Consider the following 17,596-nt stretch of genomic DNA (forward strand, 5'->3'; position numbering starts at 1 on the left):
CGATGGACGCGCAGAAGACCTCGGTGGACGTACTCGTGGTCGGCGCCGGACCGACCGGGCTGACGGTGGCGGGAGATCTGGCCCGGGACGGGCACACGGTGACGGTGCTGGAGCGCTGGCCGGACGTCAATCCGTCCAGCCGGGCCTTCGCGACCATGGCCCGCACACTCGAGCTGCTGGATGCGCGCGGCCTGGCGGAGGGGCTGCTCGAGCTCGGGGCGCGCTCACCCTCGGTAGCGCTGTTCGGCGGGGCGACGGTCCACCTGGACCGACTGCCGTCACGCTACCCGTTCACCCTGATCACGCCGCAGACCAACGTCGACCGGACACTCGGACGCTACGCTCGCGAGCAGGGCGCCGACGTGCGACGGGGCGTCGAGGTGGTGGGGCTGGAGCAGGACGCCGACGGGGTCACCGTCATCGCACAGCCGAAGGGCGGCGGCCCCACCAGCACGTACCGGGCCGCGTACGTGGTCGGCGCCGACGGCGCCCACAGCACCGTCCGCGACCTGCTCGGCATGCCTTTCCCCGGCCACACCGTGCTGCGATCGGCCGTCCTCGCGGACGTGCGACTCACCGACGGGCCGCGGATCGACCGACTGACCCTAGGGGGCACCCCCCAGACGTTCGGATTCCTCGCGCCCTACGGGGACGGGGAGTGGTACCGCTCGATGACGTGGGACCGGCACAACCTGCTCCCCGACGACGCGCCCGTTTCGCGCGACGAGGTCGCGCGCGTCCTCACGACCGCCTTCGGTACGCGACTCCGGATCGAGGAGATCCACTCCAAGTCCCGGTTCCACTGCGACGAACGACAGGTCGCACGCTACCGGCACGGTCGCGTGTTTCTCGCCGGCGACGCCGCGCACACCCACTCCCCCGCCGGCGGGCAGGGCATGAACACCGGCATCCAGGACGCCGCGAACCTGTCCTGGAAGCTCGGGCTCGCCCTGCGCGGCGCACCCGACAGCGTCCTGGACACCTACCAGACCGAACGGCACCCGATCGGGCGGCGCGTCCTGCTGCAGAGCGGCGCGATGATGCGCGCTGCGACCCTGGGACCGGTGCCCGCGCGCTGGCTGCGCGACCTACTCGCACCGCGCATTCTCGGATTCCGCCCGCTCGGGGCGCGGGTGGCGGGCAGCTTCTCCGGCGTCACGCTGCGCTATCACCACTCCCGTAGCGCGAACCGGCTAGTCGGCACGCGCGCCGAACAGATACCGCTGCGCGGCGAGCGGCTGGCGGTCGTGAGTCGCACGCCCGGGTTCGTGCTGATCGCCGAGCGCGGGACGGGGCATGCGGCGGGGAGCGCGGCACCGTCGGGCCTGCTGCGCGCGGAGCGCGCCGACGCCGGCCCCGCCGTGCTGGTGCGCCCCGACGGCTACATCGCGTGGGTCGCACGCACCACCGGCGACCCCACGTGGCGACCCGCCCTCGAGCGCTGGACTGGCTGTGCCATCGCCCACAGCTCGTCCACAGTCCCTGGGACGAAGGCGTAGCTTGAGCACATGAGCACCCACAACGAGACGGTCGACGTGGCCCTGATCGGCGGCGGGATCATGAGCGCGACTCTGGGCGCGTTCCTGCGCAACCTGGAGCCGTCGTGGTCGATCCGGGTATTCGAACGCCTGCCGGAGGTGGCCGCCGAGTCGTCCGATGCATGGAACAACGCCGGCACGGGACACTCCGCGCTGTGCGAGCTCAACTACACCCCCGAGGGGCCCGACGGCTCGATCGACATCACCAAGGCCGTCGGGGTCAACGAGCAGTTCCAGCAGAGTCGCCAGTTCTGGCAGTTCCTCTTGGACACCGGCCAGCTGCAGGACAATTCGTTCATCAACCAATGCCCGCACATGACGCTGGTGCGCGGGGGCGACGATGTCGACTACCTGCGGCGCCGGCACGACGCGCTGAGTGCGTCGCCGCTCTTCCGCTCCATGCGGTACTCCACCGACCGCGACGAGATCGCCTCCTGGGCACCGCTCATCGTCGAGGGCCGCCCGGAGTCGGACACGATCGCGGCGACCTTCGACGCGACCGGCACGGACGTCGACTTCGGGTTGCTCACCCGGCAGCTGCTGAGCCATCACAAGGACGTGCAGGTCAACCGCGACGTCGCGCGCATCGAGCCCGACGGTGCCGGCTGGAACCTGAAGGTGCGTAACACGTTCACACGGCACGAGTCGACGGTGCACGCCCGGTTCGTCTTCGTGGGCGCCGGCGGCCGTGCGCTGGAGCTGCTGCAGACCGCGAACGCCCCGGAGATCCACGGATATTCGCTGCTGCCGATCGCCGGACACTTCCTTCGCACCACCGCACCCGAGGTCGTGGAGCGACACCACGCCAAGGTCTACGGCAAGGCGCCGATCGGAGCTCCCCCGATGTCGATGCCTCACTTGGACGCCCGCATCATCGGCGGAGCGAAGTCGGTGCTGTTCGGCCCCTACGCGGGTGCCAACCCGAAGTTCCTCAAGAACGGCTCGTTGCTCGACATGCCGCGCACCCTGCGGCCGGGGAACGTGCTGCCGTTCGCCCGCATGGGACTCGCCAACCTCAACCTGCTGGGCCTGCTGGTGGGCGACCTCACCTCGAGCCCGGCGCACAAACTCAAGCAGCTCAAGGAGTTCGCGCCCACGGTCGGCGACGACCACTGGGAGCTGTACGCCGCGGGGCAGCGGGCGCAGATCGTCAAGCCGGACCAGAAACGCGGCGGGGTGCTGCAGTTCGGCACCGAGGTGATCTCCTCGGCCGGCGGGTCACTGGCCGGTGTGCTCGGCGCCTCCCCCGGTGCTTCGACGGCCGTCCCGATCGCACTGTCGGTGCTGCAGAAGAGCTTCCCCAACCGCTACGAGGGTGCCTGGGCCGATCGACTCCACGAGATGGTGCCGACGCTCGGCGTAGCGCTCACCGACGCCCCAGAGCTCGCCGCGGCGACCATGGCGCGCACCGCCGCCGCGCTCGGCATCGAGCCGTAGCCACCCACATCGGCGGGTTCCCCGCAGGGCCGGCCACGCGGGAGACCTGCCGATCCGGGCGAACACCGCCGGGTGGGGGTGGCGAGACCGTCAGGGTCCGACGAGTGCCGCGATCGCCGCGTCGTCGACGTCGGCGAAGGTGGCCGGCGTGAACGAGGGGTTGCGGTCCTTGTCGATGAGCACCGCGCGCACACCCTCGGCGAAGTCGGGCCGGCGGATCATCCGCGCACCCACGACGGCCTCCTCCGCGAGGCACTGCGGCAGGGTCCGGTGCACGGCCTGCGCCAGCAGGGCGTAGATCACGAACACCGATGTGGGACACGCGCTCTGGAGCGCAGTGCGGACACCCTCGGCCCAGGCGCCCGCGGCGCCCTCGACGGCGGCCAGCACCTCGGACGCCGAACCACCGCCGAAGACGGTGTCGATCTCGTCGAACGGCAGCTCGGCCGCGGGGGGCTCGGCGGCGACGGCGGCGAGTGCCGCGGCGGTGTCCTCGCCCCGCAGCAGTGACTCGGCGAGCTCGCCGATCCGCTCGCTCGGGCAGAAGTGCGTGGCCAGCCCCACGGCGAGCGCGTCGCCCGCGCCGAGCCGCGCCCCCGTCATGCCCATCAGTCGCCCGACGTTCTTCGGGAGCCGGGCGAGGAAGTAGGTGGCACCCACATCGGAGACGAAGCCGATCGCCGTCTCGGGCATGGCGAACAGTGCCTTCTCCGAGGCCACGCGGTGACTGCCGTGCACCGAGATCCCGAGCCCGCCGCCCATGTCCACGCCGTCGATCAGCGCGATCACGGGCTTCGGGTACTCGGCGAGCGTCAGATTCATCTCGTACTCGTCGGCGAAGAACCTGGTGAAGTCGGCGCCCGAGACGACCTCGTCGCGGATGGTGCGGATGTCGCCGCCCGCGCAGAACGCCCTAGGCGACGTCGAGGTGATCAGCACGCGGGTCACGACGTCGTCGTGTTCCCACTCGGCCAGGGCCGTGCTGATCGCCCGCACCATCTCCCGCGTGAGGGCGTTGAGTGCCTTAGGCCGATTCAGCGCGATATGCCCGGTACCACCGGACACCATCGTCGCGACGAAAGTCATTGGAACGCTCAACCCCAATCCTCGGCCAATTCGAGCCACCGCATCTCGGCGGTCTCCTTCTCGGCCACCACGTCGCGGAGACGCCCGTCGAGCTCGATCAAGCGGTCGGGGTCGGTGGCCGCTTCGGCCAGTCTCGCATGCAGGCCGTCCTCCTCCGCGGACAGCTTGGTCAGCTGGCGCTCGAGGCGATTCATCTCCTTACGCGCCTGCTGCTCCGCCTTGGCGTCGCGGGGTCTCGCGGGCGCATCGTCCGGGGCCGCGGACTCCGACGGTACGGCTGCGGCCGCCTCGGCGACCTGGGCCGCGTGCGCGGCCGGCAGTCCCGCGGTCAGCTGCGCACGCCGGCGCAGGTACTCCTCGATGCCACCGGGCAGGTTGGTGAGATGACCGTCTCCGAACAGCGCCCACGTGGAGTCGCAGATCCGCTCGATCAGGTACCGGTCGTGGCTGATCACGACGAGCGTGCCGCCCCACGAGTCGAGCAGGTCCTCGAGCTGCTGCAGCGTGTCGATGTCGAGGTCGTTGGTCGGCTCGTCGAGCAGCAGGACGTTGGGCTCGGCCATCAGGACGCGGGTCAGCTGTAGTCGGCGCCGCTCGCCGCCGGACAGGTCGCGGACCGGGGTCCGCTGCCGCGCGGGCGTGAAGCCCAGCCGCTCGGCCAGCTGACCGGCGGATATCTCTTTGTCGCCCAACTGGATTCGGCCGGCGACCTCCTCAACCGCTGCCAGCAGCCGCATATCACCGTCGAGGTCGTCCAGCTCCTGCTTGAGCCAGCCCAGGCGCACCGTCTGGCCTTGCACGCGCCGACCGGCCGCGAGGATGGGGGAGGCCGCGGGCGCGTCCATGCGACCCACTCGCTCCGCTCCCGGCGTCGCGATGTCCCCTGCGAGCGCTCGCAGCAGCGTCGTCTTCCCCGAGCCGTTGACTCCGACGAGGCCCACCCGCTCACCCGGCGCGAGGCGCCACGTCAGGTCGTCGACCAGCACTCGCCCGTCCGGGGCCTCGAGGCGCACGTCCTCGAGCTCGATCACCACCCGCCCGAGCCGGCGTTGCGCGAACGCGGCGAGGGCCACGGAGTCCCGCGGCGCTGGGACGTCGGCGATGAGCGCCTCGGCCGCCTCCATGCGATACCGCGGCTTCGACGTGCGAGCGGGGGCGCCGCGGCGCAGCCACGCCAACTCCTTGCGGGCCAGGTTGCGGCGCCGCTCCTCGGAGGCGTCGGCCTGCCGGTCGCGCTCAGCGCGCGCGAACACCCAGTCGTTGTATCCGCCCTCGTACGAGTTGACGGCACCCCCGGCGACCTCCCAGGTCCGGGTGGCCACGGTGTCGAGGAACCAGCGGTCGTGGGTCACCACCACGAGCGACGAGCGGCGGCGCACCAGGTGGTCGGCGAGCCACTGCACGCCCTCGACGTCGAGATGGTTGGTGGGCTCGTCCAGGATCAGCAGGTCCAGCTCGCGCACCAGCGCCGCGGCCAGGGCGACGCGGCGGCGCTCGCCTCCCGACAGCCCGGACACGTCGCGGTGCAGGTCCAGCGTCCCCTCGGCGAGCGTGTGGTCGGAGCCGATCCCGATGCCGCTCAACACATCCCGGATCCGGGTGTCCCCCGCCCACTCGTGCTCGGCCACGCCCAGCGGGCCCAGCACCACGTCGGCGACGGTGCCGGCGGGCAGCTCCCCGCGCTGGGTGACGACGGCCATCCGCAGGTCGGTCGCGCGGGACACCCGTCCCGAGTCGGGCTCTTCGATCCCGGCCATGATCTCGAGCAGGGTGGTCTTGCCGCCGCCGTTGAGGCCGACGACGCCGATCCGCTCCCCGGTCTGTACCCCGAGGGAGACCGACTCGAGCAGCGGCTGGATGCCGAAGCTCTTGCTGACCGTCTCCAGGTTGACGAGATTCGCCACTGGTATCTACTTCCCCATTCCGTGATCGCCTTGCGCTTGTTCGTCGAGCAGGTGCGCACCGGGTACCGGGCCGGAGGCGACGCGCACCGTTCGGCACACACCCGCGCCCGCCAGCTCCGAGCCGACCGCGACGGCAGCCTCACCGTCGGCGCACAGGAACGCACACGTGGGGCCCGAGCCCGACACGATACCCGCGAGCGCGCCCGCCTCGACGCCCGCGCGGAGCGTTCGGCGCAGGCCCGGCTGCAGCGACAGCGCGGCGGCCTGCAGGTCGTTCGCGAGGTGCTGCGCCACCCGGTGCGGATCGCCCGTCGCGAGCGCTGCGATCAGGTCGTCCGCGGCGCCGGCACGGGGCGGGGCACCGACGGCGCGCAGGTCGTCGATCTCACGAAAGACAGCGGGCGTGCTCAGGCCTTCGCGGGCCAGTGCCAGCACCCAGTGGAACGGGCCGCGGCTGAGTACGCGGACCAGCTGCTCGCCCCGGCCGACGCCGAGCGCGGTGCCACCGAGCAGGCAGAACGGCACGTCCGAGCCGAGTCCGGCGGCGATCTCCAGCAGCTCCGCCCTTGGCGCGTCCAACTTCCACAGCGCGGCAGTGGCGACCAGAGCGGCCGCGGCGTCTGCCGAACCGCCCGCCATACCGCCGGCGACGGGGATGTCCTTGCTGATGGCGATGTCGACAGCGGGGATCCGGTCGTAGCGCTCGGCCAGGGCCAGGACAGCGCGCGCGGCGAGATTGCTGGTATCGGCCGGGACGTCGGCGGCCCCCTCGCCCGAGACGCGGACGGTGGGCTCGGCGCGGTGCTGATCCGCAGCGCGGACGACGGTGACGGTGTCGTGCAGCGAGAGCGCCTGGAACACCGTGGTGAGCTCGTGATATCCGTCGGGGCGCAGGTCACCCACCGCCAGGTGCAGATTGACTTTGGCGGGCACGCGCGCACTGATCGGCTGGGGTACCACGGACAACACGAAACGAGCCTAGTCGAGGCGCGGGCCGGGCTCGGCCGCGCACGTCGTCCGCCGCCCCGACATGTGCACCCTTCCGTCGGCCCGACATGTGCACCCTTCCGTCGGCCGGCCGCCGCACATCCAACATGTGCACCGTTCCGTCGGCCGGTGCGTCGACGAAACGATGCACATGTCGGATGCCGGCCGACGTGCCAGACTTGCGTGGTGCTCGACGCATCCGCGCGGCTGCTGGCCCTCCTGTCGCTGCTGCAGGCCCGTCCCGAGTGGTCAGCGGCCGAACTCGCCGCGCGGCTCGAGATCACGCCGCGGACCGTGCGTCGCGACGTCGACAAGCTGCGCACCCTCGGCTACCCCGTGGCCGCCACCCGGGGGGTCGGCGGCGGCTACCGCCTGTCCCAGGGCGCGCAGATGCCTCCGTTGCTGCTCGACGACGACGAGGCCCTGGCCGTGGCCGTCGCCCTGCAGTCGGAGGCCACGGCCACCGTGACCGGGCTCGGCGAGGCGGCTGCGAGCGCGCTCGCGAAGCTGCGGCAGGTGATGCCCACCCGGATCCGGCACCGGCTCGGCACCGTCGACATCGAGGTGCAGGCCACTGCGCCGGGCCCCGCCGTCAACGCGGACGTGTTGCGTGCCGTAGCGCAGGCGTGTCGGGCGCGCGAGCGGCTGCGGTTCGACTACGTGCGGCGCAGCGCTGACGGTGACGCAGAGGTGCCGATGCGGCGCGACACCGAGCCGCATCAGGTGGTGCGTCTCGGGAGCCGTTGGTATCTATTGGGTTTCGACGTCGAACGCGGCGACTGGCGGACATACCGCATCGACCGCATGGCGCCGGTGGTGCCGACCGGGCCGCGGTTCATACCGCGCCCGGTGCCCGACGGTGGCGCGGCCGCGCACGTGCAACGGTCCGTCGACCGCGTGTACCGGCAGGCCGCCGCGCGGATCGAGATCCTCGCTCCCTTGGCAGAGATCGCACCGATCGTCCAGGAGCGTTGGGGCGCAGTGGAATCCGGAGGCCCGGACAGCTGCGTGGTGACGGTGTGGTCGGTATCGGTGCCGCAGATCGCCCACTGGCTCACCCGATTCGACCGCCCATTCCGGGTGCTGGAACCCGAGGAATTACGCGCCGAGTGCCACGCGATCGGCCGGCGCTACCTCGACGCCTGACAACATGTGCACCGCTTCGTCGGCAGACCCGCTACCGCCCCATCCACCATGTGCATCGTTTCGTCGACCGCCGACGGAACGGTGCACATGGTGAGTGGAGGACGACGGAACGGTGCACATGTTCGAGATCGACGGAACTGTGCACATGTCGGGTCAGGCGCGGGCCGCGGCGATCGCCGCGAACTCCGCCACGCCCAGCTTCTCGCCGCGCTCACGGGGATCCACGCCCGCGGCGACGAGGATCCGTTCCGCCGCGGCGGGGGAACCCGCCCAGCCGGCGAGCGCGGCACGAAGGGTCTTGCGGCGCTGGGCGAATGCCGCATCGATCACCGCCCACAGGGCGGTGCGGTCCACCGTCACGCGCTCGTCCGCGGCGCGCAGGTCGATCCGAACCAGGCCCGACTCCACATTCGGCTCGGGCCAGAAGACGTTGCGGCCCACCGTCCCCGCCTTGCGCACACTCCCGTAGTAGGCAGCCTTCACCGACGGCACGCCGTACACCCGCGAGCCGGGACCCGCGGCGAGCCGGTCGGCCACCTCGAGCTGCACCATCACGAGAACCGTTCGCAGCGTGGGCACCTCGGCGAGCAGATGCAGCAGCACCGGTACGGCCACGTTGTACGGCAGGTTCGCCACCAGCACCGTCGGCGCCCCGGCCGCCGCCACCTGCGCGCCGCCGACGCGCAGCGCGTCGGACTCGATCACCGTGAGCCTGCCGGCGAGGTCCGGCGCCCGGCCGGCGACGGTGATCGGAAGCTGCTGCGCAAGAACGGGATCGATCTCGACGGCGGTGACCCGGGCGGCGTTGTCCAGCAGGGCGAGGGTCAACGATCCCAGGCCGGGGCCCACCTCGAGCGCGATGTCGTCGGGCTGCACACCGGCGGTCGCGACGATCTTGCGCACGGTGTTCGGATCGTGAACGAAGTTCTGCCCCAACGTCTTCGTCGGGCGAACGGACAACTGCTCGGCCAGACCGCGGATCTCCGCGGGGCCGAGCAGTCGTGCCGGTGTCGGTGTCGAGTTCAGGTCCAGTCCCCCGTCGCTAGCGACGACGCCGGGAGTCCCGCCGCCGTCGCTCGCCGACCCTACTCCCCGTTACCGGACAGGCCGAGGTGCGCCGAGCAGGCGGGCCAGGCTCCCCAGCCCTGCGCCGACAGCGTCTTGCGGGCGATGTCGATCTGCTCGTCGCGGCTGGCCAGGTCGGGACGCGGCGCGTACTTGCCACCGCCCCAGCGCAGCCAGGTGTTCAGGTCGAACTGGATGCCGCCGTAGAAACCGTTGCCACTGTTGATGGCCCAGTTGCCGGTGGACTCGCACTGCGCCAGCTGGTCCCACACGGACCCGGCGGGGACGTAGGGGGCGCCGGGCGCGGTGCCGACCGCGATGACGCCGGGGACGCCGAAGTCGGTGACGCTCGAACCCAGGCGCTGCCGGCCGGTGACGACGCCGTTGCGAGTGGTCACCAGGTACCGGACCTGCTGGCTGCCGGCCTTGCCGGGCTTGCGCACCATCATCTTGCCGGTCTGCAGCGTGGGGTCCTGCACCTTCCGAGGCGGCGCGATGTACCGCTCGGTGATGGTGATCTCCTGAGTGCGGAGCCGCGTCACGGCGATGTCCATCCCGGGCGTGATCCGGGTGCCGGCCGAGGGCACGACCTGGTCGTTCTGCTCCAGCGGCACGCCCAGCTTGGCCAGGTACTCGCCGACGGTGCGTCCGGCGGCGTCCACCGTGCTCGCCTTGCCGGCGTCGACGAGGTGCACACGCACCGGCGTGCTCACCGACACGGCCAGCCCTGTCAGCGGGACCGCGGCGGAGCCGGGCAGCGACGTGAAGTCGCGGGGATCGGCGAGGCCGGCCTGGGCGAGCGCGCCCTGCACGGTCAGCGAGGTGGTGGTCAGGTGCCGGACGCTGCCGTCGACGTTGATGGTGATCGGCCGGGCGTGCTGGACGGTGATCGCGCCGCCGTGGATGTGCGCCGAGAGCGCCGGGCTCACCAGGTCGGCGCCCGAGGTACGGATGCCCGCGGCCGCGAGGATCGACCGGACCGAGCTGCTCATGGTCTCGACGGTGCGGCTGCGGCCGTCGATGTTGAGCGTCACCGTCTGGTACAGCGAGATCGCCAGGCCGCCGCCGATCATGAGGAGCACGAGCAGCACGGCGAGCACGATGCGGGCCGGGCGGGTGTGCAGCGCCGCCAGGCGGCGCGGACGGTGGGCCTTCGCGGCACCGGCGTCGGCTGCGGCCGCCGCCTCGTGGGCGCGCTCGACCTCGTCCTCGAGCGAGTGCACCTCGCCTTCGAGGTCGTGCACCTCGCCCTCGAGTCCGTCCACGTCGCCGTGCAGGTGGCGGACCTCGTCCTCGAGCGTGTGGATCTCGGCTTCGAGCGCAGCTACGCGATCATCGGACTGCGCGTCGGCCTCGGAGCGGACGGCCACACCGGGCTTGGCGACGCGCGTCGCCACTCCCTCGAGATCGAACTCGGCGGTGCGCTCGGCGCCCACCCGGGCGGGCGTGAACCGGTTCGGTCGGGGGGTCGCAGGCGCGTCCCTGTCGGCTTCGAGGGCGTCGAGTTCTGCCACGTCACGTCTTCCCGGATCGGCTGTCACGGTGATCGGATGATCGCCGTTCGGTCACAATACGGTAACGGGAACCGGCCACAAAGGCCAGTCCAGGAGATAAATAGCAGGTCAGATGGGTATTCCGAACACCCTCCGAGCGTTATCTGTCGTAGCCGAAGCGATATGCTCGGCGGTCACGCCGCGGAGCTCGGCGAGGAAGCGCGCGGTGTACGGGACGGCGTAGGACTCGTTGGGCGTACCCCGGTACGGGTGGGGGGTCAGGAACGGCGCATCGGTCTCGACCAGCAGCTGCCCGTCCGGCACCAGTCGGGCCGCCTCCTGGAGCCCTACCGCATTACTGAAGGTGACGGTGCCGGAGAAGCTGAGGACGTAGCCGCGCTCGACGCATCGGCGCGCCATGTCGGCGTCGCCGGAGAAGCAGTGGAAGATCACCGTCTCGGGCGCGCCGAACCGGTCCAGGTCGGCCAGGATGTCCTCGTCTGCGTCACGGTTGTGGATCATCAGCGGCTTGCCGAGCCGCTTCGCGAGGTCGACATGCCACTCGAACGACGTGTGCTGCTGTTCGGGCGTCGCCACGTCGTCGCGTTTGCCCAGCCAGTACCAGTCCAGGCCGGTCTCCCCGATCGCGACGCAGCGCGGATCGGCGGCGAGGGTCTCCAGCTCAACCGCGACACCGTCGTCCGCGAGCTCGTGCGCCGAGGTCGGATGCAGCGCGACCGCGGCGTACACGCGCTCGTCCCAGCGCGCCGCGTCGACCACGAACCGCGCCTCGCGGAGGTCGCATGCCACCGTCACCACCCGATCCACCCCCACCGAGGCGGCCCGGTCGACGAGCTCGCGGACCGCCTGCGGGGTGCGGGCACCGCACGAGTCGATGTGCGTGTGCGCGTCGACGAGCCCCGCCAAGGGCTCCGGCAGGGGCGGCGGCGGCTTCCTCTTTCCCATGCGGGCCAGTCTCCCAGGCGCGCCCGCGGCCCACTCGCCCGGTCACGCGCCACCTCGCGTTCCAGACCCGTTCACGGCGCTCACTCCCGACCGCAACCGAGCTCGGGCACGCTGGTGCGATGGTCGTTCGTCGTGAACTCGCGCCGGGATCGCCCGTCACCGTCCGCCCTGCCGGAGAGACGCTGCTGTGTGCCGTGCACCTGTCGGACCTGCACGTGTGCGACACGCAATCGCCGGGGCGGCTCGAACTGCTGGACCGCTTCGGCGACCCCGATCACCCCGCCCACGAGCGGGTGGGCCACGTGGGTTCGTATCGGCCGCAGGAGATCCTGACCACACAGGTCGCGGCCGCGATGGTCACAGCGGTCAACGGCCTCTCCGGCGGACCGGCCACGGGCGCTCCGGTCGAGGCCGCGATCAGCACCGGCGACAATGTGGACAACGCGCAACTCAACGAGATCCGCTGGTACCTCGGAGTACTCGACGGCGGCCGGGTGACCCCCGATTCCGGCGACCCGGAGCGCTTCGAAGGTGTTGCAGGCAGCGGGGATCCGGCGTACTGGCAACCCGAGACGGGCGGCTGCCGCCCGACCACCCGCTTCGGCCTCCCGACGGTGCCCGGCCTGCTGACCGCCTGCCGCCGCCCGTTCGACTCGCCGGGCCTGACGGTGCCCTGGTTCACCTCGCACGGCAACCACGACCGACTTGTGCAGGGCACCCTCGCGCTTCCCGACGAACTGGCCGGATTCACCACGGGCGCAGCGAAACCCGTCGCCTTTCCCGAGGACTGGGACGACGGCGCCCGGGTGGCGTTCGCGGTGGCGGCCGGCAGCCCGGGCGGGCTCTCGCTCGATGCGTTGCGGCGCTTGCGGTTCGCTCAGGTGACCCCGGACGCGGACCGGCGGATCGTGTCGCGTGCCGAATTCATCGCCGCACACGGCGACGGGCACGGCTTCACGGGATGGAACCGCGAGACCGGGCTGGCCTACTACCGCCACGACCTGCAGCGCGTGACGCTGCTGGTGCTGGACACCGTGAACCACCACGGATACTGGCAGGGATCGGTGGACGACGCCCAGTTCGACTGGCTGCGGGGCGAACTCACGTCGGCCGACGCCGAGCGTCGGTACTGCGTGATCGCCTCGCACCACCCCGCGCACTGCCTCACCAACGCGCTCAGCGACGGGTCCGACCGGCGGGTCCTCGAGGCCGAGCTCCTCGCCGAACTCACGTCGCACCCGTCGGCGGTGCTGTGGCTCAGCGGACACACGCACCGGCACGCGGTCCGCGCTCACGCCGGGCCGCACCCGCTGTGGGAGGCCACCACCGCGTCGCTGATCGACGCGCCGCAGCAGGCGCGCACCGTCGAGGTCACGCGCCGCCCGGGCGGCCTGCTCGCTGTGGACCTGCGCGCCGTCGATCACGCGGGCGAGGCACCCTGGGGCGGCGGGACGGCCGACGTGACCGCGCTCGCGGGCCTTTCACGGCACGTCGCGGCCCTGGACTGGCAGACCGACGCGGCGCCACCCCCGCCGGGTGAGGTGGACGTGACCCTGCTGCTGCCCGACCCGTTCGCGTAGCCGGAGTACAGGAGTACAACCGGAACCCAACCTGGAGCCAAGCGGGTGACGCACAATGACCTTCGTGAAGAAAGCATTCGTGTGCGCCCTGTCCGTCGCGACCGTGACCACCGCCGCCCTGGCGGGATGCTCGAGCGCCACCTCCGGCACCGCGACGAGCGGGACGTCGTCCAACGTCGCTGCGCCGCCGCCGGCCGCCGTCCCGTCGGACCTGAACGTCGGCACCTACCCGACCACGCCGCGGGTCATCCCGCCCAACAGCTCCGACGGCGCGTGGGTCGAAGAGGGCAACCGGATGGGCGAGGCGCTCATCCAAGGCAACGAGGTAGACCCCCGCATGGTGATCGGTGGCGCGGCGCTGCGGTCGTTCCCCGTCCTGTCCGGTATCGAGCTGTCGAACCGCGTCCCGGACGGCACGGCCACCGTGTTCGAGGCCAACGACATGCAGGTCGGCATGACCACCACCCGCGGCGACAAGCTGACCGACCCGACAGTGGCGGTGCGGATCGGCCTGTACCGCTTCAAGACCGACGCCGCAGCGACCAGTGCGGTGTCGGCCATCCGCGCGGCGACCGCCGCACGCCAGCAGGTGACGGTCCCCGGCACACCGGGCGTGGTGGCCTCGGTGTTCAAGCCCGGCACCGTGGACAGCTACCTGGCGCAGGGCCCGATCGTGATCAACGTGAGCGGCACCGGGCCGACCGACGCCGAGGCCACCGGGTTCGTGTCCAAGGCCTTCTCGCTCGAGGTGCCCAAGCTGAAGACGTTCACCCCGACGCCCGTCGCCGACGTTCCCAAGCTCCCGTCGGACTCCGACGGGATCCTGGCGCGGACCCTGCCACTGTCGAACCCCACCGACGGCGGGGTGCCCGAGCTGATGACCGGCTACTACGGGCTCGCGGGGCTGCTGCACCGCATCCCGACCCTGGCCACCGCGGGCAAGTACGAGCAGGCCGGCGTCGACCTGGTCGGACAGGCCGACGGTGTCGTCTACCGCACTCGTGACGCCGCCGCCGCGACCACCCTGCTGACCGCTATGTACTCGGCCCCCGGTGACATACACGCCGCGTCGGCGCCCGACGTGCCGGCGATGAAGTGCGTGCGCGACGCCGTCGGCTCCTCGGTGCGCTGCGGGGTCACGGTGGGTCGCTATGTGGCCGACCTGACGGGTGACAGCCTCGACGTCGCCCAACAGAAGGCGTCGGCCGAGTTCGCCATACTCACCAAGGCGGGAAGCTGACGATGCGCCGCACGCGCCCCGCTCCATAGGGGCGCCTGCGCCGAATACACGTCGACTCCGGGGCGAGGCACGTCGATTCCGGGGCGCCCGCGATCGGCTGGGAGGGAAGATCTCCCGAGGCGGGTCGGAACCACGCTGCATTGCTCCGGGTAGGTGCACGCCCCGATAAGCTGAGGCCCATCATGGCTGCAGAAAAGACCTTCTACATCACCACGGCGATCGCATACCCCAACGGCGCGCCGCACATCGGGCACGCCTACGAGTACATCGCGACAGACACCATCGCGCGGTTCAAGCGGCTCGACGGCTTCGACGTGTTCTACCTCACCGGCACCGACGAGCACGGCCTGAAGATGCAGCAGACGGCGGCCAAGGAGGGCATCGGGACCAAGGCCCTCGCCGACCGAAACGCCGCTGCGTTCGAGGCCATGCAGCGCGCCGTGGGCGCCACCTTCGACAGGTTCATCCGCACCACGGACCCCGATCACTACGAGGCGTCCAAGGCGATCTGGCAGAGGATGGCCGACGCCGGCGACATCTACCGGGGCACCTACTCCGGCTGGTACTCGGTGCGTGACGAGGCGTACTACGCGCAGGACGAGACCACCGTGCTCGAGGACGGCACGCGCGTGGCCACCACCACCGGCACCCCGGTCGACTGGACCGAGGAGGCGTCCTACTTCTTCAAGCTGTCCGCGTACCAGGACCGCCTGTTGCAGCTGTTCGAGGAGCGCCCCGGCTACCTCGAGCCCGCCACCCGGCGCAACGAGATCGTCAGCTTCATCAAGTCGGGCCTGCGCGACCTGTCCATCTCGCGCGACACCTTCGACTGGGGCGTCCCCGTGCCCGGCGACGACGAGCACGTGATGTACGTGTGGGTCGACGCCCTGACCAACTACCTCACCGGCGCCGGGTACCCGGACACGGAATCCGAGCAGTTCCAGAAGTACTGGCCGCCGAACCTGCAGATGATCGGCAAGGACATCATCCGGTTCCACGCGGTGTACTGGCCGGCCTTCCTGATGAGCGCCGGGATCGAGCTGCCCGAGCGGGTCTTCGCGCACGGCTTCCTGTTCAACAAGGGCGAGAAGATGAGCAAGTCGGTCGGCAACGTGGTCGACCCGTACGCGCTGATCGACGCGTACGGCCTGGATGCGATGCGGTTCTTCCTGCTCCGCGAGGTGAGCTTCGGGCAGGACGGGAGCTACAGCCACGAGGCGATCGTCGGTCGGATGAACGCCGACCTCGCCAACGAGCTGGGCAACCTCGCGCAGCGCTCGCTGTCGATGATCAACAAGAACTGCCACGGCACGGTCCCGCACCCGGGCGCGTTCACCTCTGACGACGAGGCATTGCTCGCCAAGGCCGCCGGACTGACGGAGACGGTGCGGCGGCACATCGACGACCAGGCGCTGCACCTCTATCTGGAGGCGATCTGGGAGGTGCTCGCCGACACCAACCGCTACTTCTCGGCGCAGGAGCCGTGGAAGCTCAAGGCGAGCGACCCGGAGCGGATGGGGACGGTGCTGTACGTCACCGCCGAGGTCGTGCGCCGCGTCGCGATCCTGATCCAGCCCGTGATGCCCACGTCGGCGGAGGAACTGCTGACGCTGCTCGACCTGCCGTCGGAGTCGGGCCGGTCGTTCGCGGACCTCGACACCCCGCTCGCGCCCGGTACTCCGCTGCCGAAGCCGCAGGGCGTGTTCCCGCGGTACGTCGAACCCGACGCGGCGGAATAGCCGATCCGGCGGACGTCGTGGACGTACCCGCCGCACTCATCGAATGGAGATCCCCGGCATGCCCGACACCTTCACGTTCACCGGCCGCGACGGCGCTGTGATCACGGCCTACCGGTGGGATCCCGCGGGGCCGCCGACCGGCATCGTCCAGCTGACGCACGGCCTCGGCGAGCACGCGCTGCGCTACACCGAGACCGCCGAACGGCTCGGCACGCAGGGCCTGGTCGTGTACGCGCAGGATCATCGGGGCCACGGCGCGACGGCGGGATCGCCGGAGCGGTACGGGCGGATCGGGGCCGAGGGGTGGACTGAGCTCGTCGCCGACATCGGCGTGCTGTCGGCGCTGGCGCGCGCCGCGCACCCCGGGCTCCCGCTGACGCTGCTGTCGCACAGTATGGGGTCGTTCGCGACCCAGCAGTATCTGGTCACACCGGCCGCCGGCGGGGGTGCCGGCCCGGACGGCGTGATACTCTCCGGCACCGCGGCGATCGACCTGCTCGCACCGGCGCTGGACCTGGACAGCCCCGTCGGGCTGGAGATGTTCAACGCGCCGTTCCAGCCCGCCCGCACCGACTTCGACTGGCTGTCCCGGGACGAGTCGGTGGTCGACGCGTACGTCGCCGACCCCCGCTGCGGGTTCGGCCTCGACATCGCCGGGAACCGGGCGATGTTCGAGGACGCCGTGGCGGCCGCCGCGCTCACCGATCGGATCCGGTCCGATCTGCGGCTGTATCTCGTGGTGGGCGAGAAGGATCCCGTCAACGGCGAGTTGGCGCTCCTGCACGCGCTCGAACAGCGGTACCGTACGGCGGGGCTGACCGACATCACCGTGGTCACGTATCCCGATGCGCGGCACGAGATCCTCAACGAGACGAACCGCGCGGAGGTGCTCGACGCGATCGTCGTCTGGCTGCGCGACCGCGGGTTGATCCGGTCCTGACCGGCTACGAGGCGTGCACCTGCGCCGGGATCGGGTCGAGCGCGCGGACCCCGTGCTGCGGGGTCAGCGCGAACCGGACGTAGGCCAGGCCGTGCGGGTCGGCGTCCGGCTCGTTCCCGACGATCCACCGGTAGCGAACGGTGACCTCGCCGCGCCCCACCCCGACGACCGACGTGAACGCGGTGGCCTTGGGCGTGGCCGGCCCGACGTACCTGTCGTGGTCGAAGAACAGGATCCGCGTGGGTGAGCTGCCCGTCGCACCCTGTGGGGACACCTGTACCCAGTCGAGCGCGCAGCCGACCGTCGACCCCTGCGCGGTGACCCGCCAGGGTGCGTCCGGAAACGCGCGCGGCAACGTCGCAACGGCCGCGGCGACGCGCTCGGCCGGGACCTGCAGGCAGACAGGGCCCGGGCCGAGCGGGATCATCGGTCCCCCGGGGTTCACGGTGGGTGTCGACGGTGCCGGGCCCGCGGG

General features: G+C 71.3%; 14 protein-coding genes. 7 read left to right on the forward strand and 7 right to left on the reverse strand.

From position 1 onward, the window contains the following. The first annotated feature begins 2 nt into the window (after nucleotides 1–2). Entirely contained in the window at nucleotides 3–1,499 is a 1,497-nt protein-coding gene (locus tag ABD908_RS17280) for an FAD-dependent oxidoreductase (RefSeq protein ID WP_344998179.1), read from the forward strand. Nucleotides 1,500–1,508: 9 nt separating this feature from the next. Beyond that, entirely contained in the window at nucleotides 1,509–2,975 is a 1,467-nt protein-coding gene (mqo, locus tag ABD908_RS17285) for a malate dehydrogenase (quinone) (protein ID WP_344998182.1), read from the forward strand. 90 nt (nucleotides 2,976–3,065) lie between these two features. On the opposite strand, the gene ABD908_RS17290 is transcribed toward mqo, so the two are convergent. From ABD908_RS17290 to ABD908_RS17300, 3 genes are read right to left on the reverse strand one after another with little or no spacing between them, the layout of a single operon-like run. Next, the gene (locus ABD908_RS17290; protein ID WP_344998184.1) at nucleotides 3,066–4,073 is read right to left on the reverse strand and encodes an enoyl-CoA hydratase/isomerase family protein; all 1,008 of its coding nucleotides are present in this window, start codon (nucleotides 4,071–4,073) and stop codon (nucleotides 3,066–3,068) included. Beyond that, the gene (locus ABD908_RS17295) at nucleotides 4,070–5,965 is read right to left on the reverse strand and encodes an ABC-F family ATP-binding cassette domain-containing protein (protein ID WP_344998186.1); all 1,896 of its coding nucleotides are present in this window, start codon (nucleotides 5,963–5,965) and stop codon (nucleotides 4,070–4,072) included. Before ABD908_RS17295 ends, ABD908_RS17290 begins: the two co-directional genes overlap by 4 nt. 6 nt (nucleotides 5,966–5,971) lie before the next feature. Next, a complete protein-coding gene (locus ABD908_RS17300) occupies nucleotides 5,972–6,934 on the reverse strand; it encodes a 4-(cytidine 5'-diphospho)-2-C-methyl-D-erythritol kinase (protein WP_344998188.1) in 963 nt (320 codons plus the stop codon). 204 nt (nucleotides 6,935–7,138) lie between these two features. Between ABD908_RS17300 and ABD908_RS17305 the strand changes: the two genes are divergently transcribed. Beyond that, entirely contained in the window at nucleotides 7,139–8,098 is a 960-nt protein-coding gene (locus ABD908_RS17305) for a helix-turn-helix transcriptional regulator (protein WP_344998190.1), read from the forward strand. A gap of 153 nt (nucleotides 8,099–8,251) precedes the next feature. On the opposite strand, the gene rsmA is transcribed toward ABD908_RS17305, so the two are convergent. From rsmA to ABD908_RS17320, 3 genes are all read right to left on the reverse strand, one after another. Continuing rightward, on the reverse strand, nucleotides 8,252–9,130 hold the full coding sequence (gene rsmA, locus ABD908_RS17310) for a 16S rRNA (adenine(1518)-N(6)/adenine(1519)-N(6))-dimethyltransferase RsmA (protein WP_344998206.1): 879 nt from the start codon (nucleotides 9,128–9,130) through the stop codon (nucleotides 8,252–8,254). 53 nt (nucleotides 9,131–9,183) lie between these two features. Beyond that, complete coding sequence (locus tag ABD908_RS17315; RefSeq protein ID WP_344998192.1) at nucleotides 9,184–10,677, reverse strand: resuscitation-promoting factor; 1,494 nt, start codon at nucleotides 10,675–10,677, stop codon at nucleotides 9,184–9,186. A 108-nt stretch (nucleotides 10,678–10,785) separates the two neighbouring features. Next, a complete protein-coding gene (locus ABD908_RS17320) occupies nucleotides 10,786–11,622 on the reverse strand; it encodes a TatD family hydrolase (protein ID WP_344998194.1) in 837 nt (278 codons plus the stop codon). A gap of 119 nt (nucleotides 11,623–11,741) precedes the next feature. Here ABD908_RS17320 and ABD908_RS17325 point away from each other — a divergent pair, with 119 nt between their 5' ends. From ABD908_RS17325 to ABD908_RS17340, 4 genes are all read left to right on the forward strand, one after another. Continuing rightward, entirely contained in the window at nucleotides 11,742–13,202 is a 1,461-nt protein-coding gene (locus ABD908_RS17325) for a TIGR03767 family metallophosphoesterase (protein WP_344998196.1), read from the forward strand. Between the two features lie 64 nt (nucleotides 13,203–13,266). Then, the gene (locus tag ABD908_RS17330) at nucleotides 13,267–14,442 is read left to right on the forward strand and encodes a DUF7373 family lipoprotein (protein WP_344998198.1); all 1,176 of its coding nucleotides are present in this window, start codon (nucleotides 13,267–13,269) and stop codon (nucleotides 14,440–14,442) included. A 182-nt stretch (nucleotides 14,443–14,624) separates the two neighbouring features. Further along, nucleotides 14,625–16,181: a methionine--tRNA ligase gene (gene metG / locus ABD908_RS17335; RefSeq protein WP_344998200.1), complete on the forward strand. Its 1,557-nt coding sequence runs from the start codon at nucleotides 14,625–14,627 to the stop codon at nucleotides 16,179–16,181. Between the two features lie 58 nt (nucleotides 16,182–16,239). Further along, nucleotides 16,240–17,121, forward strand: a complete 882-nt coding sequence (locus ABD908_RS17340; protein WP_344998202.1) for an alpha/beta fold hydrolase — start codon at nucleotides 16,240–16,242, stop codon at nucleotides 17,119–17,121. Nucleotides 17,122–17,125: 4 nt separating this feature from the next. On the opposite strand, the gene ABD908_RS17345 is transcribed toward ABD908_RS17340, so the two are convergent. Next, on the reverse strand, nucleotides 17,126–17,596 hold a 471-nt coding region (locus ABD908_RS17345), incomplete at its 5' end, for an LppP/LprE family lipoprotein (protein ID WP_344998204.1).

Origin of the sequence: Tsukamurella soli, assembly GCF_039541155.1 — a bacterium.
GTDB classification, from domain to species: Bacteria; Actinomycetota; Actinomycetes; order Mycobacteriales; family Mycobacteriaceae; genus Tsukamurella; species Tsukamurella soli.